Origin of the sequence: Comamonas sp. BIGb0124, from assembly GCF_003752175.1 — a bacterium.
Taxonomy (GTDB): domain Bacteria; phylum Pseudomonadota; class Gammaproteobacteria; order Burkholderiales; family Burkholderiaceae_C; genus Comamonas_F.
The window spans coordinates 101,897-123,385 of sequence record NZ_RJVF01000011.1 but is presented as its reverse complement, the minus strand read 5'-3'; the positions used below and the strand labels follow the sequence as shown (position 1 = coordinate 123,385).

Here is a 21,489-nt window from a genome sequence, read left to right as displayed (position 1 = left end):
ATGGATCAGGAGAGCGAGCCGTGTGGGCCGCGCAGCCGCCATTGTCGCCGACGGAAGGCGCCGGTCGGGGTGGCGCGGCCGCCTGGGGGCATTGTCGACGATGCGCTGCGGGGGCCTGCGGGGTTTTTACAATGGCGGCATGAACATTCCCGCCTACACCCGCGCCCAGTCCCTGCCGGGCATCCTGCAGCAGCGCATCGCCATCCTCGACGGCGCCATGGGCACGATGATCCAGCGCTTCAAGCTCACCGAGGCGCAGTACCGTGGCGAGGGCTACAGCGGACCGGGCAGCGCGGGGGATCGCTTCAAGGACTTCCACAAGGACATCAAGGGCAACAACGAACTGCTCAGCCTGACCCGGCCCGACGTGATCCAGGACATCCACGAAGCTTATCTGGCCGCCGGGGCCGATCTGATCGAGACCAACACCTTCGGGGCCACGACCATCGCGCAGGACGACTACGACATGGGCGAACTGGCGCGCGAGATGAACCGGGTGTCGGCCCGCCTGGCGCGTGCGGCCTGCGACAAGTACAGCACGCCCGACAAGCCGCGGTTCGTCGCCGGCGCCCTGGGCCCCACGCCCAAGACCGCCAGCATCAGCCCCGACGTCAACGATCCCGGCGCCCGCAACGTCAGTTTCGAGCAACTGCGCCAGGCCTACTACGAGCAGACCGAGGCACTGGTCGAAGGCGGTGCCGACGTGCTGCTGATCGAGACCATCTTCGACACGCTCAATGCAAAAGCCGCCCTGTTCGCCGTCGACGAGTTCTTCGAGAACAGCGGCGAGCGCCTGCCGCTCATCATCAGCGGCACCGTCACCGACGCCTCGGGCCGCATCCTCAGCGGCCAGACCGTGACGGCGTTCTGGTACAGCATCCGCCATGCACAGCCGCTGGCCGTGGGCCTGAACTGCGCGCTGGGTGCAGCGCTGATGCGGCCTTACATCCAGGAACTCAACCGCGTGGCGGGCGACACCTTCATCAGTTGTTATCCGAATGCCGGCTTGCCCAACCCCATGAGCGAGACCGGGTTCGACGAAAGCCCCGCCGATACCTCGCGCCTGCTGCACGAGTTCGCGGCCGAAGGGCTGGTCAACATCGTCGGCGGCTGCTGCGGCACCACGCCCGAACACATCGCCGCCATCGGGCAGGCGGTGATCCAGTTGCCGCGGCGTGCCCTCACGAGCGGGCCTTTCTACCGCGAGGCCGACGAATCGGCCGTGTAGGCGCCCCGGTCGGCGCGATGCCGGGAGCGAGCCGCAGGCAAGGCATCCGGCCGGACGACGATCTCGCGACTCGACCGTCTGTGCTTCCGTGCACAGGCATTTCCTTAAAATGGGCGCCCATATGACCTTCTTCGAACAACTGCAAGACGCCGCACAGCGCAATGCCTCCGCACTGTGCGTGGGCCTGGATCCCGAACCCGCCAAGTTTCCCGGCGCCCTGCGCGGCGACGCCGGCCGCATCTTCGACTTCTGCGCGGCCATCGTCGAGGCCACGGCCGACCAGGTCATCGCCTTCAAGCCGCAGATCGCCTACTTTGCGGCCCATCGTGCCGAAGATCAGCTCGAACGGCTGATCGCGCACATCCGGAACGTGGCGCCTCATGTGCCGGTGATCCTCGATGCCAAGCGCGGCGACATCGGCAGTACCGCCGAACAGTACGCCATCGAGGCGTTCGAGCGTTTCAAGGCCGATGCCGTCACGCTGTCGCCGTTCATGGGTTTCGACTCGGTGCAGCCCTATCTGCGTTATCCCGGCAAGGGCGCCTTCCTGCTCTGCCGGACTTCCAACCCCGGTGGCGACGACCTGCAGAACCGGCGCCTGGCCGATGTCGAAGGCCAGCCGCGCGTGTTCGAACACCTGGCCCGCCTGGCGCAGGGCCCGTGGAACCTGAATGGCCAGCTGGGTCTGGTGGTCGGCGCCACCTATCCGGCAGAGATCGAACAGGTGCGTGCACTGGCCCCCACCGTGCCCCTGCTGATTCCCGGTGTCGGCGCCCAGGGCGGCGACGCCGCAGCCACCGTCAAGGCGGGCTGGCGTGCCGATGCACCCATCGTCGTGAGTTCGTCGCGGGCCGTGCTGTATGCGTCGTCGGGCGACGACTACGCCGATGCTGCGCGCCGCGTGGCCGAGGACACCCGGCGCGCGCTCGAAGCGGCCAAGGCCTGAGTTCGAGGCCAACGTGCGCACGCGGCGCACGGAGTCCGGCCGGACGTTCCCGACGGGCTGGCCACGACGCGAGGGCGCCGCGGACGGCGGCGTGTCTTCAGCTCGGCGTCGGCGTGGGCAACTGACGCGAGGCGTCGAGCTGGGCGCGCACGCTCTTGGCCAGCGCCTGGGCTTCGGGCGTGGCCGGCGCGTAGGGCTGGATCGGCGTCGGACGGCCATGCGAGTCGACCGAGACGAACACGATCACGCACTCGGTCGTGGTCTGCAGCTTGCCGCTTTTCATGTCGCCGCTGCGCACGTCCACCACGATGTTCATGCTGGTGCCGCCCGTGTAGGCCAAGCGGGCTTCCACCTCGACCAGGTCGCCGATCATGATGGGGTGGTGGAAACGGATGCCGCCCACGTACACCGTCACGCAGTAGCGCTGGGCCCACTTCGTGGCGCAGGCGTAGCCGGCTTCGTCGATCCACTTCATGACGGTGCCGCCGTGCACTTTGCCGCCGAAATTGACGGTGCTGGGCTCAGCCAGGAAACGCAGGGTGATGGACGGATCGAGCTTGGGGTCGGACATGGTCTGGTCGTGGTGTGTTGTCTGTCTTGTTCTCCGGACGTGCCCGCCGATGGCCGATACGTCCCCAACGCCACGGCTGCCGCGGCGCGGGGATCGATTATCAGGGCAAACCCTGGGGATCCAGGGGGCCTGTTGCAGACACGCACCAGCGAGAGGATCAGGCCTGCAGGCTCTTCATCTCGGCTCCCACGCGGTCGTGACGCGCCAGCATGGCGGCCGAGGGCCGGCGGCCGGCGCGGCTGACCACCCCAATGGCCAGGGCGCCCAGGACGAAGCCGGGAACGATCTCGTACAGGCCGAGCCAGCCCGCCTGTTTCCAGAGCACGACCGTCACTGCACCGACCACGATGCCCGCCAGCGCGCCGTTGCGGGTCATGCCGCGCCAAAACAGCGACAGAATGATGACCGGGCCGAATGCCGCACCGAAGCCGGCCCAGGCGTAGCTCACCATCGACAGCACACGGCTGTCCGGATTGCGGGCGATCAGGATGGCGACGACCGCGATCGCAAACACCATGGCACGGCCGACCCAGACCAGCTCGCGCTGGCTGGCGTTCTTGCGCAGGAAAATGCGGTACACGTCTTCGGTCAGGGCGCTGGAGCAGACCAGCAACTGGCAGGACAGCGTGCTCATCACCGCCGCCAGAATGGCCGCCAGCAGCAGGCCCGCCACCCAGGGATTGAACAGCTGCTTCGCGATTTCGATGAACACCGTTTCCGCGTTGGCCTGTACGCCGGCGGCCAGACCGGGGTTGAGCATGAAGTAGGGAATGCCCACCAGGCCGACCGCCACGGCACCGCCCAGGCACAGCACCATCCACGTCATGCCGATGCGGCGCGCGCGGGGAATGCTGGCCACCGAGTCGGCCGCCATGAAACGCACCAGGATGTGCGGCTGGCCGAAATAGCCCAGACCCCAGGCCAGCAGCGAGATCACGCCGATCGTGCTGGCGTTGTGCATCCAGTCGAATTTCTCGGCACCGATCATCTCGGCGATCGATTGCGTGGGCTGCAACTGGCCCGTGACGGCGAAGTAGGCCACGGCAGGCGCCACCAGAAGTGCCGTGATCATCAGCGAAGCCTGGATCGTGTCGGTCCAGCTCACGGCCAGGAACCCGCCGATGAACACATAGGCGATGGTGCAGGCCGCTCCCACCCACAGCGCGACCGAGTACGGCATGCCGAACATGCTCTCGAACAGGCGGGCGCCCGCCACCACGCCCGAGGCGCAGTAGACGGTGAAGAACACCAGGATCACCAGGGTGGTGACGACCCGCAGCACATTGGAGGTGTCTTCGAAGCGTCCGGCCAGATAGTCCGGCAGGGTGAGCGCGTTGTCGGTGCGCTCGGTGTACAGGCGCAGCCGGCCGGCGACCAGCCGCCAGTTCAGGTAAGCCCCGATCGTCAGACCGACGGCGATCCAGGCTTCGTGCACCCCGCTCAGATAGATGGCTCCGGGCAGGCCCATCAGCAGCCAGCCGCTCATGTCCGATGCGCCGGCGGACAGCGCCGTGACGAAGCTGCCCAGGCTGCGTCCGCCGAGGATGTAGTCGGAGAGGTTGGTGGTGGCCCGGTAGCCGGCCCAGCCGATGCCCAGCATGGCGAGCAGGTAGATGCCGAAGGTGATGACGGTCGGGTCGGTCGGATTCATGTTGGATGGCGGACGACCTTGCGGCGGCCCGAATGTCTGTAGGTTGAAAGATCACCGAACCCCGCGCCTGAAACCGCAATTTCCGGCAACCGCAATTTCCGGTTTCAGGCGTCGAATTCTGAATGTGCGCGATGATTCCAAAAGTCCGACCCAATCGGGTGCGGTTATTGGGGGCTCCGCTAGAGGATTGCTCAGTTCGAGGCGCGGGTTTCCCGCCGAGTCGATGGATGGGTTCAGGGTTACTACTTATTTTGCACCAAGTGGGTGCACATCGACGGAATCGGAGGCGCCGAGACAGGCATGCGTTGTCGTACTCCGGATGGGCGCCGCCCCGGACATCGCGCGCCCCGCTCCGGCTTGGATCCGTGGCGTGACCCGCTGGTTTTGACGCATCATCACGGGTCGGATGACCTGCATCGAGTCGTCCCCCACACTGGAAAACACGATCATGCGCAAGATCCAAGTGGCCGTCATCGGCGTCGGTATGGCTGCGGCCCCTCATCTGGCGAGTCTGGAGAGCCTGTCCGATCAGGTCGAGGTGACCTGGATGGCCGCCCATACGCCGCAGCGCCTGGCACCCGCGCTGGCCCGGTTTCCGGGCGCACGCGGCACGACGCAGCTGGACGACCTGCTGGCCGATGCCGCGCTCGACGCCGCACTGGTGCTCACGCCGCCCAGCACGCACCACGACATCGGCCGTCGCCTGGCCGATGCCGGCAAACACATCCTGATGGAAAAGCCGCTGGCGCTCGATGCCGGTCTGGCGCTGGATCTGGTCAGCCACTGCGAATCGGCCGGCGTGGCCTTGGCCGTCATGCTGCAGCATCGGCTGCGGCCCGCCGCACAGGCGCTGCGCCAACTGCTGGCAGACGGCGAACTGGGCGAACTGGTGTCGGCTTCGGTCGACGTCCGCTGGTGGCGGCCCCAGTCGTACTACGACGAGCCCGGGCGCGGAACGCTCGCGCGGGACGGCGGAGGGGTGCTCATGACCCAGGCCATCCATGTGCTCGATCTCTACCTGTCCCTGGTCGGCCTGCCCGAAGAAGTCATCGGACTGGCCCGCACGTCGGTGGCCCACACGCTGGAATGCGAAGACCTGGCCTGTGGACTGCTGCGCCATGGCCCGCGCACGCTGGCGACATTGCAGGCCACGACGGCCGCTTATCCCGGCTATGCCGAATCCATCGCCCTCAACGGCACGCGCGGCTCCGCGACCCTGAGCGCCGGGCGATTGCATGCCCGTCTGGCGGATGGCCGAGAAATCGACCGGGGCGAATTGCTGGCCGTCGGTGCGGGCGCCGATCCCATGGCTTTTTCGCACGATGCGCATCTGGCGGTGATCTCGGACTTTGTCGACGCCGTCCGCCAGGGGCGGCCGCCGGCCGTCGGCGGCCGCAGCGCGCTCGCCGTGCAGCAATTGATCGAAGCGCTGCTGGCGTCTTCCTCGCGCGGCGGCCAGCCGGTCAGGCTGTAGCGCGAGCCTCGCATCCGCTCACGGTGTCCTTCGTCGCGAGCCCCGCCGGTCCGGCCACCTCCGGCGCCGCCGAAGCCGCGTTGCAAGACGCGCCGTGGCGCCCCGCTTGCCTGTCCGCGTGTCCCGTCGCTCAGCGCGACAGCAGGCGCTTGAGGTAACGGCCGGTGTGGCTGGCGGGGTTCTCCGCCAGCTCTTCGGGGGTACCGACGCCGACCACCGTGCCGCCGCCGGCGCCCCCTTCGGGGCCCATGTCGATCAGCCAGTCCGCCGTCTTGATGACGTCGAGGTTGTGTTCGATGATCACGATCGTGTTGCCGGCTTCGCGCAACTGGTCGAGCACCTTCAGCAGCAGGTCGATGTCGGCGAAATGCAGGCCCGTGGTCGGCTCGTCGAGCACGTAAAGCGTGCGTCCGGTGTCGCGTTTGCTCAGCTCGAGAGCCAGCTTCACCCGCTGCGCCTCGCCGCCCGACAGCGTGGTCGCGCTCTGGCCCAGCGTGATGTACGACAGGCCCACGTCCAGCAAGGTCTGCAGCTTGCGGGCGATTGTCGGCACCGCCGAGAAAAAGCCGTGCGCGGCCTCGACCGTCATGTCCAGCACCTGCGAGATGTTCCTGCCCTTGTAGAGCACCTCCAGCGTCTCGCGGTTGTAGCGCTGCCCGTGGCAGACGTCGCACGGCACGTACACGTCGGGCAGGAAGTGCATTTCCACCTTGACCACGCCGTCGCCCTGGCAGGCCTCGCAGCGGCCGCCCGCGACGTTGAACGAGAACCGCCCGGGGCCATACCCGCGCTCGCGTGCCGTCGGCATCTCGGCCATCAGTTCGCGGATGGGCGTGAACAGCCCTGTGTAGGTGGCCGGATTGCTGCGCGGCGTGCGGCCGATGGGCGACTGGTCGACATTGATGACCTTGTCGAACTGGTCCAGCCCCTCGATCTCGAGATAGGGTGCCGGCTCGGCCGTGGCCCGGTTGATGGCGCGTGCCGCCGCCGTGTACAGCGTGTCGTTGATCAGCGTGGACTTGCCCGAACCCGATACGCCCGTCACGCAGGTCATCAGGCCCACCGGGATATGCGCCTGCACATGCCGCAGATTGTTGCCGTGTGCGCCGATGACCGACAGCCATCCGGTGCCCGGACCCGGTTCGCGCGGCGGACGCCGGCGCTGCGAGGGCAGGGCGATGCTGCGGCGTCCGCTCATGTACTGACCGGTCAGCGAGGCCGGATGGGCCTCGATCTGCGCCGCCGTACCCTGTGCCACGACCCGGCCGCCATGCACGCCGGCGCCCGGTCCCATGTCGATGACGTAGTCGGCCACGCGGATCATGTCCTCGTCGTGCTCGACCACCAGCACGCTGTTGCCCAGATCGCGCAGGTGCTGCAGCGTGCCGATCAAGCGGTCGTTGTCGCGCTGATGCAGGCCGATGCTCGGCTCGTCGAGCACATACATCACGCCAGTCAGGCCCGAGCCGATCTGGCTGGCCAGCCGGATGCGCTGCGCCTCGCCGCCCGACAGCGTGTCGGCACTGCGGTCCAGGCTCAGGTAGTTCAGCCCGACATCGTTGAGAAACTGCAACCGGTTGCCGATCTCGCGGACCACCTTCTCGGCGATCTCGGCCTTGGCTCCCTGCAACTGCAGGCCGCGAAAGTAGGCATAGGCCTCGCGCAGCGTGGCCCGGCTGATCTCGTGGATGGTGCGGCGTTGTTCGCCCGTGCCCAGCATCACGTTGCGGGCCTCGCGCCGAAGGCGGCTGCCGCCGCAGTCCGGGCAGGGCTTGGTGCTGCGCAGAGTCGACAGCTCCTCGCGCACGGCGACCGAATCCGTCTCGCGAAAACGCCGCTGAAGATTGGGGATGATGCCTTCGAACGGGTGTTTCTTGCTCATGCGCCGGCCGGCCGAGGCCCCGCTTTCCAGCACGTAGGTGAACTTGATCTCCTCGTCGCCGGAGCCTTGCAGGATCACATGGCGTGCCTGTTCGGGCAACTGATCGAACGGGGTGTCGGTGCTGAAGCCCAGATGCTTGGCAACGGCCTCGAGCATGCCGAAATAATAGGCATTGCGCCGATCCCAGCCCTTGATGGCCCCCGAGGCCAGCGACAGCGTCGGGAAAGCCACGACACGGGCCGGGTCGAACACTTCGCTGTGGCCCAGGCCGTCGCAGGTCGGGCAGGCACCCACGGGTGAATTGAACGAGAACAGGCGCGGTTCGAGCTCGCTGATCGAATAACCGCACACCGGGCAGGCGAACTTGGCGTTGAACAGGTGTTCCTGCCCATTGTCCATCTCCAGCGCAATGGCGCGGCCGTCGGCCAGACGCAGCGCGGCTTCGAAGCTCTCGGCCAGCCGCTGCTGTGCATCGGGCTTGGCCCGGAGCCGGTCGATCACCACGTCGATGTCGTGTTTTTCCGTTTTCTTGAGCGCAGGCAGGTCGATGGCCTCGACCGTCTGGCCGTTCACGCGGAAACGCACATACCCCTGCGCCTGCAGATCCTCGAACAGCTTGCCGAACTCGCCCTTGCGTTCGCGCGCCACCGGCGCCAGCACCATCACCTTGGCGTCGTGCGGCAGCGCCAGCACGGCGTCCACCATCTGGCTGACCGTCTGGGCCTGCAGCGGCAAATGGTGGTCGGGGCAATGCGGCGTGCCCGCGCGCGCAAACAGCAGGCGCAGGTAGTCATGGATCTCGGTAACCGTGCCCACGGTCGAGCGCGGGTTGTGGCTGGTGGCCTTCTGCTCGATCGATATCGCCGGCGACAGACCTTCGATCAGGTCCATGTCGGGCTTGTCCATGAGCTGCAGGAACTGTCGGGCATAGGCCGACAGGCTTTCGACATAGCGCCGCTGCCCTTCGGCATACAGCGTATCGAAGGCCAGGGATGATTTTCCCGACCCGGACAGGCCGGTGATCACCACCAGCGCGTGCTTGGGGATGTCGAGATCGATGTTCTTGAGATTGTGCGTGCGCCCGCCCCGCAGACGGATGTAGCGTCCCTCGGAACTGGCGTCTGATGGCTTGCGGATATCGTCGTCGGTCATGGAGGCAACTGGCGGCCTGCGGGCGGATGCGCCCGCGCAAAGGCCAACTGGGCATCATACAAAGAAGATGCCTGCCGCGCAGAACCGCCCTCGGCGACAGGGCAGGTTCTTGCCCCGCCAACGAACCGGCCGAGCGCTCAGGCGGCCTGCATCTCGTCCGCGAGCGACTCGAGCCGGTAGCCCTGTCCGTAGACCGCGACCAGCCTGTAGCCGTTGCTGGGGCGCAGGTTGAGCACGCACCGGATGCGCGAGACATGGGTGTCGAGCGAGCGCGACAGCAGTTCGACCTCGGGCGGATGGGTCAGCGTCCAGACCGATTCCATGAGGTATTTGCGCGACATCAGCCGCCCCATGTTGCGGAAGAACAGCAGCGCCAGCTCGAACTCCTTCTGGGTCAGGTGCACCCGTTCGCCATTGATGCTGACGGCATGCAGCTTGGGTTTGAACACGTAGTCGCCCCAGGTATAGACCGCAGCGGGCGACATGTAGGTTCGGCGCAGCAGGGCCTGCACCCGGGCTGCGAGCTCGCCGGCGCGGACGGGCAGACGCATGAAGTCGTCCACGCCGCTGCAGGCCAGGCTGCCCAGTGCGTCCTCTTCCTCGCGCGGATGCGCCAGGAGAAGAATGGGGATGGACGGGGTCGGTCCGTTGCGGACCCACTTGATCAGGTCCTTGCCGCTGGCGGCATGCCAGTCGATGACCAGCAGATCGAATGTTTCGTACCGCAGGTCGCGGATGAAGTCCATTCCGTCCGTATAAGGGTGGCAGGTGTGTCCGCCGGCTTCCAGTGCGTTTTTGACCGTGATGAGTGTTTGATTGTCTTGGTCGATGGCCGCGATTCGCATAATGTTCCGAGCTCCGCTTGACCGAGGTAAGCGGGCTATTCTCCTTCGTCGTGATTCAAGATTCCATGTGGTTTATTTTCTCTTCTTTTTGAATTTGCATGGTGAAAAATTGTCAGGCAACCCCAGAATTCAGGGAGACGACAGGATTTGTGATTATATTGACGCTCCGATTTTTGAGTCTCACATCGCGATGAATCCTGTGGGTTCTTTGCATTTTTAATGGATCGTCAGGCCCGCTATTATGTCTGAACCAATGAAAATAAAAGCACCACTATCAAATACGATGTGAAAGTGGCTCCTGTGATGTCATGAAAATGGCTCCTGTTATGCATGAGGGTACGGAAAGTTTTGACAAAATTTCCAAAATGACACTTTGGATAAAACTAAGTCATCAAAAAGATTGATATTCACTGATACTCCATGGCGTCGGTCCAAAACCAGGTGTCCTCATTCCAAAAGGGGCAGGCGGCGGCGGCCGGCATTCGGCTGCAGCGATCCGGGCGGTCGGGTGTCTCGCCGCGGGCGACCGGCCGCCGGTGGGATCGGGTAATGTGGCGGTCTGTAGCCGGCGGTTCATGCCGGTTCGGGAGACGCCATGAACCCTATTTTCGACATCGTCCATACCACCACCTACCGCTACCGCAAGCCGGTCGCATTCGGGACCCATCGGGTGATGTTCCGGCCGCGCGCCAGCCATGACCTGCGGGTGCTGGCCACCGACCTCCAGGTCAGTGTGCCGGCCGACATCCACATGGTTCAGGACGTGTTCTCGAACTCCATGGCTCTGGTCACGCCCAGCGAAGAGGCCAGCACGCTGAGCATCACCTGCTCGTTCACCATCGAGCATGCGGGCTCGTTCAACCTCGAACTGCCGATGGACCGCTCGGCGACCGCCTACCCGTTCGCCTACCGGGTCGAGGACCGGCTCGATCTCGAGCACTACCTGCGGCCTCAGTACGCCGACCCCGACGGCGTGCTGCAGGACTGGGCGCGGCAGTTCCTGCGCGATCCACAGGTGTCGATTGCCGACGGACAGGGCGATCACCGCCTGGGCAGCCGCGAGATCCTCATCGCCATGACACACCATATCCAACGCACGCTCGAGTACGCGGCACGCGACGAGGAGGGCACGCAGTCGCCGGTCGAGACCCTGGCGCTGGGGACCGGGTCCTGCCGCGACTTCGCGCTGCTCATGATGGAGGCGGCCCGGCGCCTGGGCTATGCGTCCCGTTTCGTCTCGGGTTATCTCTACGACCCCGCGCTCGATCAGGATGCCGAATCGGGGATCACCGTCGTCGGTTCGGGCTCGACCCATGCCTGGGTCCAGGTCTTTCTGCCTGGGCCGGGCTGGGTGGCTTTCGACCCCACCAACGCCCTGTTCGGAGGCACCCATCTCATCCGGGTCGCCACGGCGCGCGATCCCAGCCAAGCCTCGCCGGTGTCGGGCATCTGGATGGGCGAGCCGGAAGACTTCATGGGCATGGAGGTCGACGTCCAGGTCACCCGGCGCTAGCGGTCGGTCCGGTGCACGGACTTGGGGCGAACGCTGAGACGTTTTAGCTTTTTTCCATCGCGATTTGATCCCTGATTTGGTGCCTCTATGGCCGAATCGGTATCATCACGCCCCATCTTGGGGACGATGGGTCCGGGCCTTGCCGTTGGCGCCGAAGCCGTCGATCGTTCAAGTCATGAGGACACAGGCCCGCCGCAACTCTGGTTTGCGGCGGGCCTGTGTTCATCCCGATGCTTCGCGCCGATTGTTCTCCGTCATGTCCAGTTCCGTTTCTGTGCAGCCTGCACGCAAGAAGGGGCCGTTTACGGCCTACATCATGATCGCCCTGGTGCTGGGTATCCTGGTTGGATACCTCTGCAACACCCAGTTGGCGGACCATGCCGCCGCCGTCACGGTGGCCGGTTATGTCTCCCTGATCGCCGACATCTTCCTGCGCCTGATCAAGATGATCATCGCGCCGCTGGTGTTCTCGACCCTGGTCGTCGGCGTGGCCCACATGGGCGACACCGGTGCGGTGGGCCGCGTGGGCGCCAAGGCGCTCGGCTGGTTCGTGATCTTTTCCGTCGTCTCGCTGTCGCTGGGACTGGTGCTGGCCAATGTGCTGCAGCCCGGTCACAACACCGGGCTGCCCTTGCCCGACGCAGCGGCCGTCTCCGGCGTGCAGACGGGCGGTCTGACCGCCAAGCAGTTCGTGCTGCACCTGGTGCCGTCCTCGGTGGTCCAGGCCATGGCCAACAACGAGATCCTGCAGATCGTGGTGTTCTCGTTGTTCCTGGGCACCGCGCTGGCCGCGCTGGGCGACCGCGCCCGTCACCTGGTCACGGTCATCGAGGAGCTCTCGCACGCCATCCTGCGTGTGACGCATGCGGTGATGAAGCTGGCGCCGCTGGCCGTTTTCGCGGCCATCACCTCCGTCATCGCCACGCAGGGCATCGGCATCCTGTGGACGTTCGCCAAGTTCATGGGCGGCTTCTACCTGGGCCTGGCCGTGCTGTGGTGCGTGCTGCTGCTGGCCGGCTGGGCGATGCTGGGCGGCCGTATCGTCACGCTGATCAAGCTGCTGCGCGAACCCTTCCTGGTGTCGTTCTCGACCGCCAGTTCCGAGGCCGCCTACCCGAAGATGCTCGACGCCCTCGATCGGTTCGGCGTGCGCCGCCGCATTTCCAGCTTCGTGCTGCCCATGGGCTACTCGTTCAACCTCGACGGCTCGATGATGTACTGCGCGTTTGCCACCCTGTTCATTGCGCAGGTGTACGACATCCAGTTGCCGGTGGCCACGCAGATCGCCATGATGGGCCTGCTCATGCTGACGTCCAAGGGCATCGCCGGCGTGCCGCGTGCCTCGCTGGTGGTGGTCGCCGCCACCCTGGGGCCGTTCGACCTGCCCGAGGCCGGCCTGCTGCTCATCATGGGCGTGGATCAGTTCCTCGACATGGGCCGCTCGGCCACCAACGCCGTCGGCAACGGCATCGCCGCCGCGGTCGTGGCCAAGTGGGAGGGCGACCTGCTGCCCGAAGGCCAGGTCGATGGCGATGCCGCCGAAGATGTCGGCGCGCGGCCGCCAGAGCCCGTGCTGCCGTCGTCCGTGGTCTGACCGGGCGGCTTCAGGGCGCCGGCGGCGGCGCCTGAGGCGGGCGAGTCGGTTCGGGCGCGGGCGGGTGGAAAGGCGCCAGCATGTGCTGGGCCAGTACCGCATACAGCGGCCGGCTGATCATGCGCGACACCAGGCTGGCCAGCATGGCGGCCGCCATCAGGCTGAGCACCATGGCGTGCCCGTCGACCATCTCCATCACGATGATGAACGAGGTCAACGGGGCCTGGGTGACCGCCGCCAGGAATCCGGCCATGCCCATGGCGATCAATGCCGGGCTGATCCCGCCGGCGCCGTTCATGCCCAGCAGTGCGGCGATATCGTGCCCGATGCCCGCGCCGATCGACAGCGAAGGCGCAAAGATGCCGCCCGGCACGCCCGTCCAGGCCGTCAGCCACGTGGCCATGAACTTGAGCATCACGTACAGCGTCGGTACGTCGGCATGGCCGGCCAGCATGTGCTGGACCGTCTCGGAGCCCGAGCCGAAGGTGGTGCCGTCGCTGACCAGCCCGATCACGGCCACGGCCAGGCCGCCCGCTGCCGCGAAGCGCACCGGAAAACGCTTGCGCCAGGCGGTGAAGCGATCGGGCGACAAGCCGGTGAGCGAGGCCGTGAGCAGGCGGGCGAACAGGCCGCCCAGCAGGCCGCTCACGAGGATGACCAGCAGCCCCGGCGCCAGCGCGCCCCAGCTCAGCGTGGGCACCCGGATGACGCCGAAGTAGCTCAGATTGCCGAAGGCCGAGACGCCCATCAACCCCGCCAGCACGATGGCCGCGATGATCAGGCCGCTGTTGCGCGATTCCAGGCGGCGCGAGAGCTCCTCGATGGCGAACACCACGCCGGCCAGCGGCGCATTGAAGGCGGCCGCGATGCCGGCGGCGCCGCCGGCGACCAGCAGCGCATGCTCGCTGATGCCGGAGTTGGGCCGCAGCCACATGCGCGCGTTCTGCATGATGCCCGCCGCGACCTGCACCGACGGGCCTTCGCGGCCGATCGACAGGCCGGCCAGCAGGCCCGCGCTCGACAGCCCGATCTTGGCCAGCGAGATGCGGATGGAGGTGAAGGCATGGCGGCGGGCCGGGGGCAATGCCGGATCGAGTGCCGCCATCACTTGCGGAATGCCCGAGCCGCCGGCCGTCGGCACCCAGCGGCGCGTGAACCACACGATGGCCGCCGTCCAGGCCGGGATCCAGATCAGCACCAGCCACTGCCGCTCTTCGTGCAGGGACTCGAACTGCGAGAAGGCCCATTCGCTGGCCACCGTGAACCCCACCACGCACAGGCCGGCCACGACGGCGTACGCCAGCACGATCCCGCGGTCCAGCCACATGCGGCCGTTCGACAGTTCCTCGTGGATGTGGGAGAAGAAATCCGGATCGCGCGGTGCATCGTGCACCGGGCCTGCGGCATCGGGCTGTGCGGGCGGGTTCTTGGGGCTTTCAGGCTGCATGGCGCTCCATTTTTGCACTGCAGGCCCGGCCTGCACAGTGTCGTTTACCGGGATGCAGGGACTCTGGTTGCCGGTCGTTCGTCAAATGGCCGGTGCGGTGACTGCATGATGCGGCAAAATGGGGGGTCGAACGCGGCATGCGCCGCCCATTCCAGAGAGAGCACAGAGAACACACATGGCATCGGTCAACAAAGTCATCATCGTCGGCAACCTGGGCCGAGATCCCGAAATGCGTTACCTGCCCAGCGGTGACGCCGTTGCCAACGTCACGATCGCCACGACCGACCGCTACCGCGACAAGCAGAGCGGCGAAAACAAGGAGATCACCGAATGGCACCGCGTGAACTTCTTCGGCAAGCTCGCCGAAATCGTGGGCCAGTACCTGCGCAAGGGCAGTCAAGTCTATATCGAGGGTAGCCTGCGTACACGCAAGTGGACGGATCAGGCGGGCGTCGAGAAGTACAGCACCGAGATCCGTGCCGACACCATGCAGATGCTGGGCAGCCGCCAAGGCGGCGGTGGCGCCGGTCCGGCCGGTGGCGGCTACGGCGGCGGCAATGACGGTTATGGCGACGACGGCTACGGCGCCCCGGCAGCCGCGCCTGCGCCGGCCGCACGCCGCCCGGCGCCTCCCGCTGCCGCACGTCCGGCCCCTGCGCCCGCACCCGCTCAGCGTCCGCAGCAGGCGGCCAGCGGCTTCGACGACATGGACGACGACATCCCGTTCTAAGCCGGGTCAAGCGCGTCGAGCAGTGAGCGTGCCCCACGGGGCACACGTCGCATGCACAACATCGTGTGCATGCTTCCCGGGCAGGGTTCAGACGGGCCGGCATGCAGCCGGCCTGTTGCGTCGTCCCTGCCTGTTGCGCGGGGCGGGCCTCAGCCCAGGCGACCGAACGAAACCGCTTCGGACATCACCGTGCCTTCGATCTGATCGATCAGCCGCATCAACGGCTTGAGTTCGATGTAGCGGTTGGTGGTGTGGCGGATGTAGGCCAGGAAACGGGGCGTGTCGGCCAGGTATCTGTCCTTGCCGTCCCGCAGTGTCAGCCGGGCAAAGATGCCGGCCACCTTGAAATGGCGCTGCAGGCCCATCCATTCCACGTTTCGATAGAACGCACCGAAATCGCTGTGCCAGTCTTGGTGATCCAGCAGCCCGGCCTTGCGCGCTTTTTCCCAGTAGCGAATCGTGATGTCGATCACCACCTCCTCGTCCCAACTGAGGAAAGCGTCGCGCATGAGGCTGGCGATGTCGTAGGTCACCGGGCCGTAGACGGCATCCTGGAAATCGAGCACGCCGACGGAGAGACCGGGGCGCGGCGGCACCATGAGGTTGCGCGGCATGAAGTCCCGGTGCACATAGACCTGCGGCGCAGCCAGGTTGTGGGCCGTGATCATCGCAAAACCCTGGTTGAGCACGGCCTGCTGGCCCGCATCGAGCGTGACGCCCCGGTGGCGCTGGATGTACCACTCGGGGAAAAGGGCCAGCTCGCGCTGCAGCAGGGCCTCGTCGTAGACCGGCAGCACGCCGGGGCGCGAGGCCAGTTGCCACGCCACCAGCGCATCCAGCGACTGCACCAGCAGGTCGTGGATCTCGGCGGTGGGCGTGCCGAGCGGCATCAGGTCGAGCGGGCGCTCCTGGCGCTGGGCGATCAGCTCCAGCAGGGTCTGGCCGCCCAGGTCCTCCAGCAGCATGAATCCGTGCGCCTGATCCCATTCCAGAATGCGGGGCACACGCAGGCCCGCTTCGGCCATGAGTTCGGCGACCTGCACAAACGGGTGGCTGTTCTCGAGCGCCGGCGGGGCGTCCATGACGATGCAACTGCCGGTGCCGTGCAAAGTTGCGGGCGATGCGGGAACTGCCGGGGCTGTGCCGGGCTCGATAGAGGCGGCATCGATACGCAGGTACCGGCGGAAGCTGGCATCTGCCGAGGCCAGCCGGACGCTGGCCGGGTTGAGTGCGTGGCGAGGCGCCACGGCACTCAGCCAGTTCTCGAAGGCATGCTGACGCGTCGCGTCGGACCAGGTCACGGGGGCAGTGTTCATGAAGAGGAGGCCCGGGTGCAGGGCCGATGAAAACAGGACAGAGGAAAGGAAATGGATCGGGATGAGAGCCGCGCAGCGTGATTATCGTGCCATGGGCACCGGCCGCCCGCGCATGGCCGGGGTTCTGCGATACGGCGGCGCGGCGGGTGTCATGGATAATCCAGCGTACGAATCGGCGGCAGGCTGCCGGCACCGGTGGCAGTGGGCCGCCGGGCCGGTCGGCGCGCCGCGAAATGTTTCATGAATTTGGTGACCCGTGTCCAGCCCTCCATGCGCCGTACCCGCTGTTTCAGCCTGAACCCCCTCCTGTTGCCGGTGTTGCTGGCCTGGACTCTGCCCGCCTGGCTGCCAGCCGCGCACGCGCAGACCTTGCTGACCCAGCCGACCGAGTCGCCCCGCCCGCTGTCTCTGCGCCCGAGCAGTGCGCTGCAAGACCGTCCGGTCGTCGACGAGTCCCTGCTGCCGCTGTTCGTGACCGGCGATCGCCTGACCGGCCAGACCGAGGGCGAGATGACCGTCGAGGGCAATGCCATGCTGCGCCGCGGCACGGGCATGATCCGGGGCGACCGGCTGAGCTACGACTCCCGTACCGAGCGCGCCCGCGCCCAGGGCAACGTGCTCATCAACCGCGACGGCAACACCTTCGAGGGCCCCGAGGTCGACGTCAACGTCAACACCTACGAGGGCTACTTCAACCAGCCGAGCTACCACCTGGCGATCAACGGCGGCAACGGCGATGCCAGCCGCGTGGATTTCATCAACCGCTCCGAGGCCGTGGCCCACGACGCCACGTTCAGCACCTGCGCCCGCGAACCGGGCCAGACCTGGTCGCCCGACTGGGTGCTGCAGGCCAGCCGGATCGACTTCGACCAGGAGAACGATGTCGGTTTTGCCCGCAACGTGGTGTTGCGTTTCAAGGATGTGCCCATCCTGGCCGCTCCGGCCATGAGCTTTCCGCTCAGCGACAAACGCAAGACCGGATTGCTGCCTCCCACCATGGGCATCGACAGCACCAGCGGCGTGGTCTACAGCCAGCCGTTCTATTGGAACATCGCGCCGCAGTACGACGCCACCATTTCGCCGACGCTGATGGCCAAGCGCGGCCTGGACATGCGCACCCAGTTCCGTTACCTGGGGGAAGACTACACCGGGCAGATCCGCTACAACTACCTGGGCAACGACCGTGTCCGCGACGAGGACCGTTGGGGCCTGCGCTGGCAGCACGACGCGCTCTACCGCACCGAACTGCCCGGTCTGTCGCGCATCGGCCTGCACCTGAACTACAACCAGGTCAGCGACAGCAACTACTGGCGCGACTTCAGCGAATTCAATCAGAACGACTGGATGCAGCGCCTGTTGCCGCGCGACTTCAAGATCGACTGGCGCGACGGCGGCTACTCGGGCCTGTTGCGCGTGACCAAGTGGCAGACCCTGCAGGATGACGACTCCATCATCCTGCCGCCCTACGACCGCACGCAACTGGCCATGGGCTACAACAAGCGCAACTGGGGCAGCAGCGGCCTGGACGTCAGTGTCGGCGGTGATGTGAGCCATTTCATGGGTGAGCGCTCGATTACAGGGCAGCCCAATGCCGACCGGGCCGTTCTCAAGGCGCAGGTCAGCTATCCCTGGCGGACGCCCGGGGCCTACGTGATCCCGAGCGTGAAGATCCAGGGCATGAGCTACGACTTCGACCAGCCGCTGGCGGCCAACGGCCGGCGCAGCGCCAGCGTGGCCGTGCCCAGCTTCAGCGTCGACAGCGGACTGGTCTTCGAGCGCGATGCATCGGTCTTCGGCCGTGCCTATACGCAGACGCTGGAGCCCCGTGCGTATTACGTCTACACGCCCTACCGCGACCAGAGTTTCCTGCCTGTCTACGACACGGCCGCCAACGACTTCAACTTCGCATCCATCTATGCGGATACGCCCTATTCGGGCAACGACCGCATCGTCGACAACAACCTGCTGACCATCGGCGCCACCTCGCGTTTCATCGACCCGGCCTCGGGCGGCGAAGTCATGCGTTTTGCCCTGGCCCAGCGCCTGCGGTTCGACACCCAGCGCGTGACCCTGCCGGGCGAGGATCCCAATTCAGACAAGCTCAGCGACCTGCTGGGCGGTGCCAACGTGACCTGGAACGCGCACTGGAGCAGCGATGCCACGGTGCAGTACAACTACGACGACAAGCGTTCGGTGCGCACGGCGCTGGGTGCCACCTATTCGCCCGGAAACTATCGGCGCGTTTCGGCGTCTTACCGCCTGCAGCGCGGATCGAGCGAACAGATCGACGTGAGCTGGCAGTGGCCGCTGGACGACCTCTGGCGTCGCGGGCAGGAGGACGCCTTCAGCATCGCCGGGGGCGGACTGGGCGGCGGGCGCATCCACACCGTCGGCCGGCTCAACTACAGCTTGCAAGACAGCCGCCTCATCAACACGCTTGTGGGCTTCGAGTACGACGGGTGCTGCTACATTGCACGCGTCGGCCTGGAGCGCCGGCAGACGGGGCAGACCACCTCGAACAAGCGCATCCTGTTCCAGCTCGAGTTCGTCGGTTTTGCCCGCGTCGGCTCGGGCGCCCTGAGTTCTTTTGTCGACAACGTTTCCGGCTACCAGACACTGCGCGACGGCAACACCGTGGCCCCCAGCCGCTACAGCAACTATGACTAAACCCTTTTCTTTTGCCACCCTGGCCGTGTGCACGGCGCTGGCCGTCTCGTTCGTGGGGTCTGCCACTGCGCAAGGCCTGCGCTCGGGGGGCTCGGGCTCCAGCAGCTTTTCCCTGCCCTCCCTGTCGGGCATGACCGCGCAGGCCAACGTCACGCGCGAGGCCGATTACATCGTGGCGCTGGTCAATTCCGAGCCGATCACACGCAACCAGCTCGAGCAGGCCGTCGCCCGGGTGCGCCAGCAGGCCGCCGGTCAGCAACTGCCGCCCGCTGCCCAGCTCTATCCCCAGGTGCTCGACCAGCTCATCAACACGCGTGTCGAGCTGCAATCGGCCAAGGAGATGGGCGTCAACATCAGCGAGCCCATGGTCGATCAGGTGGCGCTCAACATCGCCCAGCAGAACCAGATCGGCGACCTGGCCGAGCTGCGCCGTCGTGTCGAGGCCGATGGCCTGACTTGGAATGGTTTCCGCTCGAATCTGCGCGAGCAGCTCACCCTCAGCCGGGTTCGCGAGCAGGCTCAGAACAGCCGGACCCAGATCAGCGAGCGCGAGATCGACGACTACCTGCTGGAGCATGGCCAGGGCGGAGCCCAGCAGGCCGCCAGCGCCTCGGTCAACCTGGGGCACATCCTGATCGAGTTGCCCGAGAACGCCACGGCCGACGTCGTGGCCCGCCAGCAAGCCAAGGCGCAGAGCCTCGCGGATCAGGCCCGGCAGCCCAACGCCGACTTCGCCGCACTGGCCAAGGCCAATTCGAACAGCAGCGCCGAACGCGACCAGGGCGGTGCCATGGGCCTGCGACCCGCCGACCGTTATCCCGAACTGTTTATCCAGAGCACACAATCGTTGCCGGTGGGCGGCATCGCCGGGCCCATCCGCTCGGGTGCGGGTTTCCACATCCTGAAGGTGCTCGAACGCCCGTCGGCCGGCAACGGCGGCGGTGTGCAGGTGACCCAGACCCATGCACGGCATATCCTGCTGCGTCCCGACGCGCAGCTCAGCGAGGCCGCAGCGGTCGAGCGCCTGGGGCAGATGCGCCGGGACATCGTCAGTGGCAAAGCCGATTTCGCCACGCTGGCTCGCCAGCAGTCCGAGGACGGCTCTGCCGAGCAGGGCGGCGATCTGGGCTGGGCCAATCCGGGCATGTTCGTGCCCGAGTTCGAACAGGCGCTCAACCGCCTTCAGCCCGGACAGGTTTCCGAGCCGCTGGTCTCGCGTTTCGGTGTTCACCTGATCGAGGTGCTGGAGCGCCGCCAGGGAACCGTCAGCGAACGCGAACAGCGTGATTCCGTCCGCGCCATCCTGCGCGAGCAGAAGTCCGAAGAATCGTACGCCGAATGGATGCGCGAGATCCGTGCACGCGCCTTCGTCGAATACCGCAACACGCCGCAATGAGCCGGGAGCAGCAACGACGTCCCGCGCCTGCGGGGGCCCGCCAGTCCACGTCCAAGGGACATGTCGCACGCAAGCGTTTTGGCCAGCATTTCCTGTCCGATGCCGGCATCATCGATGGCATCCTGCGCGAGATCGATCCGCGTCCCGGCCAGCCCGTGGTCGAGATCGGCCCTGGCCTGGCGGCCATCACCCAGCCGCTGGTCGAGCGGCTGGGCCGTCTGACGGTCGTCGAGCTCGATCGCGACCTTGCCGCCCGCCTGCGCCAGCATCCGCAGCTCGACGTGATCGAGTCCGACGTGCTCAAGGTCGATTTCACGGAAGTGGCAGCCCGCCTGGGCGTGCCGCGGGTGCGTGTGGTGGGCAATCTGCCCTACAACATCTCGTCGCCCATCCTCTTTCACCTGCTGGCGTTCGTGGACGTCATCGAGGACCAGCATTTCATGCTGCAAAAGGAAGTGATCGACCGAATGGTGGCCCGGCCCGCCACCAGCGACTACGGCCGCCTGTCGGTCATGCTGCAGTGGCGCTACGACATGGAGAACGTGCTGTTCGTGCCGCCCGAGAGCTTCGATCCGCCGCCGCGCGTCGACAGCGCCGTGGTGCGCATGGTGCCTCTGGCGCAGCCGCCCGTGCTGAACGAGGCCGTGCTGTCCGAGCTGGTGCAGGTCGCCTTCAGCCAACGGCGCAAGATCCTGCGCCACACCTTGGGCAAGTGGCTGGAGGAACACGGCTACGGCGGCGAGTTCGACAGCCAGCGGCGCGCCGAGGAAGTCCCCGTGGCCGAGTATGTCGCGTTGGCGCAGGCCGTGAACAAACCGGTCGCGCCCCAGCGCCCGCTGGACACCGACGCGAGCTAGGTCTTTTCTCTGCCCGCAAAAAAGCCCTTGGTGCCGCAGGCACGCAAGGGCTTTCGATTTTTGCGGCAGGCGCGAGCGCCGTTCCGGTCGCCGCCGGCCGCCGATGCGATGCCGCAGGCCGTGTCCGGGTCACCGGAGCCGCGCGGCGCGTCGGTCAGGCCACGGCGCGCCAGTAGCTGGCGTTGAACGGGCTGCTCATGCACAGCGCCTGGGGCGTCAC

15 protein-coding genes are annotated in these 21,489 nt (G+C 66.4%); 9 read left to right on the top strand and 6 right to left on the bottom strand.

The features are described 5' to 3' along the window. Nucleotides 1-139 precede the first annotated feature (139 nt). Nucleotides 140-1,228: a homocysteine S-methyltransferase family protein gene (locus EC845_RS13195; protein WP_123298829.1), complete on the top strand. Its 1,089-nt coding sequence runs from the start codon at nt 140-142 to the stop codon at nt 1,226-1,228. 121 nt (nt 1,229-1,349) lie between these two features. After that, the gene (pyrF, locus tag EC845_RS13190) at nt 1,350-2,174 is read left to right on the top strand and encodes an orotidine-5'-phosphate decarboxylase (protein WP_123298828.1); all 825 of its coding nucleotides are present in this window, start codon (nt 1,350-1,352) and stop codon (nt 2,172-2,174) included. 97 nt (nt 2,175-2,271) lie between these two features. Here pyrF and EC845_RS13185 read toward each other — a convergent pair whose 3' ends face one another. After that, nucleotides 2,272-2,745, bottom strand: coding sequence for an acyl-CoA thioesterase (locus EC845_RS13185; RefSeq protein ID WP_123298576.1), 474 nt, complete (start codon nt 2,743-2,745; stop codon nt 2,272-2,274). A gap of 157 nt (nt 2,746-2,902) precedes the next feature. After that, entirely contained in the window at nt 2,903-4,396 is a 1,494-nt protein-coding gene (putP, locus tag EC845_RS13180; RefSeq protein WP_123298575.1) for a sodium/proline symporter PutP, read from the bottom strand. A 448-nt stretch (nt 4,397-4,844) separates the two neighbouring features. On the opposite strand from putP, the gene EC845_RS13175 reads away from it, so the two are divergent. Beyond that, nucleotides 4,845-5,870 carry a Gfo/Idh/MocA family protein gene (locus EC845_RS13175; protein WP_123298827.1) on the top strand — a complete coding sequence of 342 codons (1,026 nt, stop codon included), beginning with the start codon at nt 4,845-4,847 and terminating at the stop codon, nt 5,868-5,870. 130 nt (nt 5,871-6,000) lie between these two features. Here EC845_RS13175 and uvrA read toward each other — a convergent pair whose 3' ends face one another. Continuing rightward, on the bottom strand, nt 6,001-8,904 hold the full coding sequence (uvrA, locus tag EC845_RS13170) for an excinuclease ABC subunit UvrA (RefSeq protein WP_123298574.1): 2,904 nt from the start codon (nt 8,902-8,904) through the stop codon (nt 6,001-6,003). A gap of 137 nt (nt 8,905-9,041) precedes the next feature. Then, nucleotides 9,042-9,650, bottom strand: coding sequence for a response regulator transcription factor (locus tag EC845_RS13165; RefSeq protein ID WP_233598056.1), 609 nt, complete (start codon nt 9,648-9,650; stop codon nt 9,042-9,044). A gap of 694 nt (nt 9,651-10,344) precedes the next feature. On the opposite strand from EC845_RS13165, the gene EC845_RS13160 reads away from it, so the two are divergent. After that, the gene (locus tag EC845_RS13160; RefSeq protein WP_123298572.1) at nt 10,345-11,262 is read left to right on the top strand and encodes a transglutaminase family protein; all 918 of its coding nucleotides are present in this window, start codon (nt 10,345-10,347) and stop codon (nt 11,260-11,262) included. A 256-nt stretch (nt 11,263-11,518) separates the two neighbouring features. Further along, entirely contained in the window at nt 11,519-12,856 is a 1,338-nt protein-coding gene (locus tag EC845_RS13155; protein WP_123298826.1) for a dicarboxylate/amino acid:cation symporter, read from the top strand. Between the two features lie 10 nt (nt 12,857-12,866). On the opposite strand, the gene EC845_RS13150 is transcribed toward EC845_RS13155, so the two are convergent. Continuing rightward, a complete protein-coding gene (locus EC845_RS13150) occupies nt 12,867-14,183 on the bottom strand; it encodes a chloride channel protein (protein WP_233598081.1) in 1,317 nt (438 codons plus the stop codon). Nucleotides 14,184-14,478: 295 nt separating this feature from the next. Between EC845_RS13150 and ssb the strand changes: the two genes are divergently transcribed. Then, nucleotides 14,479-15,033, top strand: coding sequence for a single-stranded DNA-binding protein (ssb, locus tag EC845_RS13145; protein ID WP_123298570.1), 555 nt, complete (start codon nt 14,479-14,481; stop codon nt 15,031-15,033). A 149-nt stretch (nt 15,034-15,182) separates the two neighbouring features. On the opposite strand, the gene EC845_RS13140 is transcribed toward ssb, so the two are convergent. After that, nucleotides 15,183-16,349, bottom strand: coding sequence for an aminoglycoside phosphotransferase family protein (locus tag EC845_RS13140; protein WP_123298569.1), 1,167 nt, complete (start codon nt 16,347-16,349; stop codon nt 15,183-15,185). 240 nt (nt 16,350-16,589) lie between these two features. Here EC845_RS13140 and EC845_RS13135 point away from each other — a divergent pair, with 240 nt between their 5' ends. The 3 genes from EC845_RS13135 to rsmA are packed head-to-tail and all read left to right on the top strand — an operon-like array spanning nt 16,590 to nt 21,269. Continuing rightward, nucleotides 16,590-19,016 (top strand): LPS-assembly protein LptD, encoded by a 2,427-nt coding sequence (locus EC845_RS13135; protein ID WP_233598055.1) that lies wholly within the window; start codon nt 16,590-16,592, stop codon nt 19,014-19,016. Continuing rightward, nucleotides 19,009-20,412: a peptidylprolyl isomerase gene (locus EC845_RS13130; RefSeq protein WP_123298567.1), complete on the top strand. Its 1,404-nt coding sequence runs from the start codon at nt 19,009-19,011 to the stop codon at nt 20,410-20,412. The genes EC845_RS13135 and EC845_RS13130 overlap by 8 nt, the downstream gene beginning before the upstream one ends. After that, a complete protein-coding gene (gene rsmA / locus EC845_RS13125; RefSeq protein WP_123298566.1) occupies nt 20,409-21,269 on the top strand; it encodes a 16S rRNA (adenine(1518)-N(6)/adenine(1519)-N(6))-dimethyltransferase RsmA in 861 nt (286 codons plus the stop codon). Before EC845_RS13130 ends, rsmA begins: the two co-directional genes overlap by 4 nt. Nucleotides 21,270-21,489: the final 220 nt, after the last annotated feature.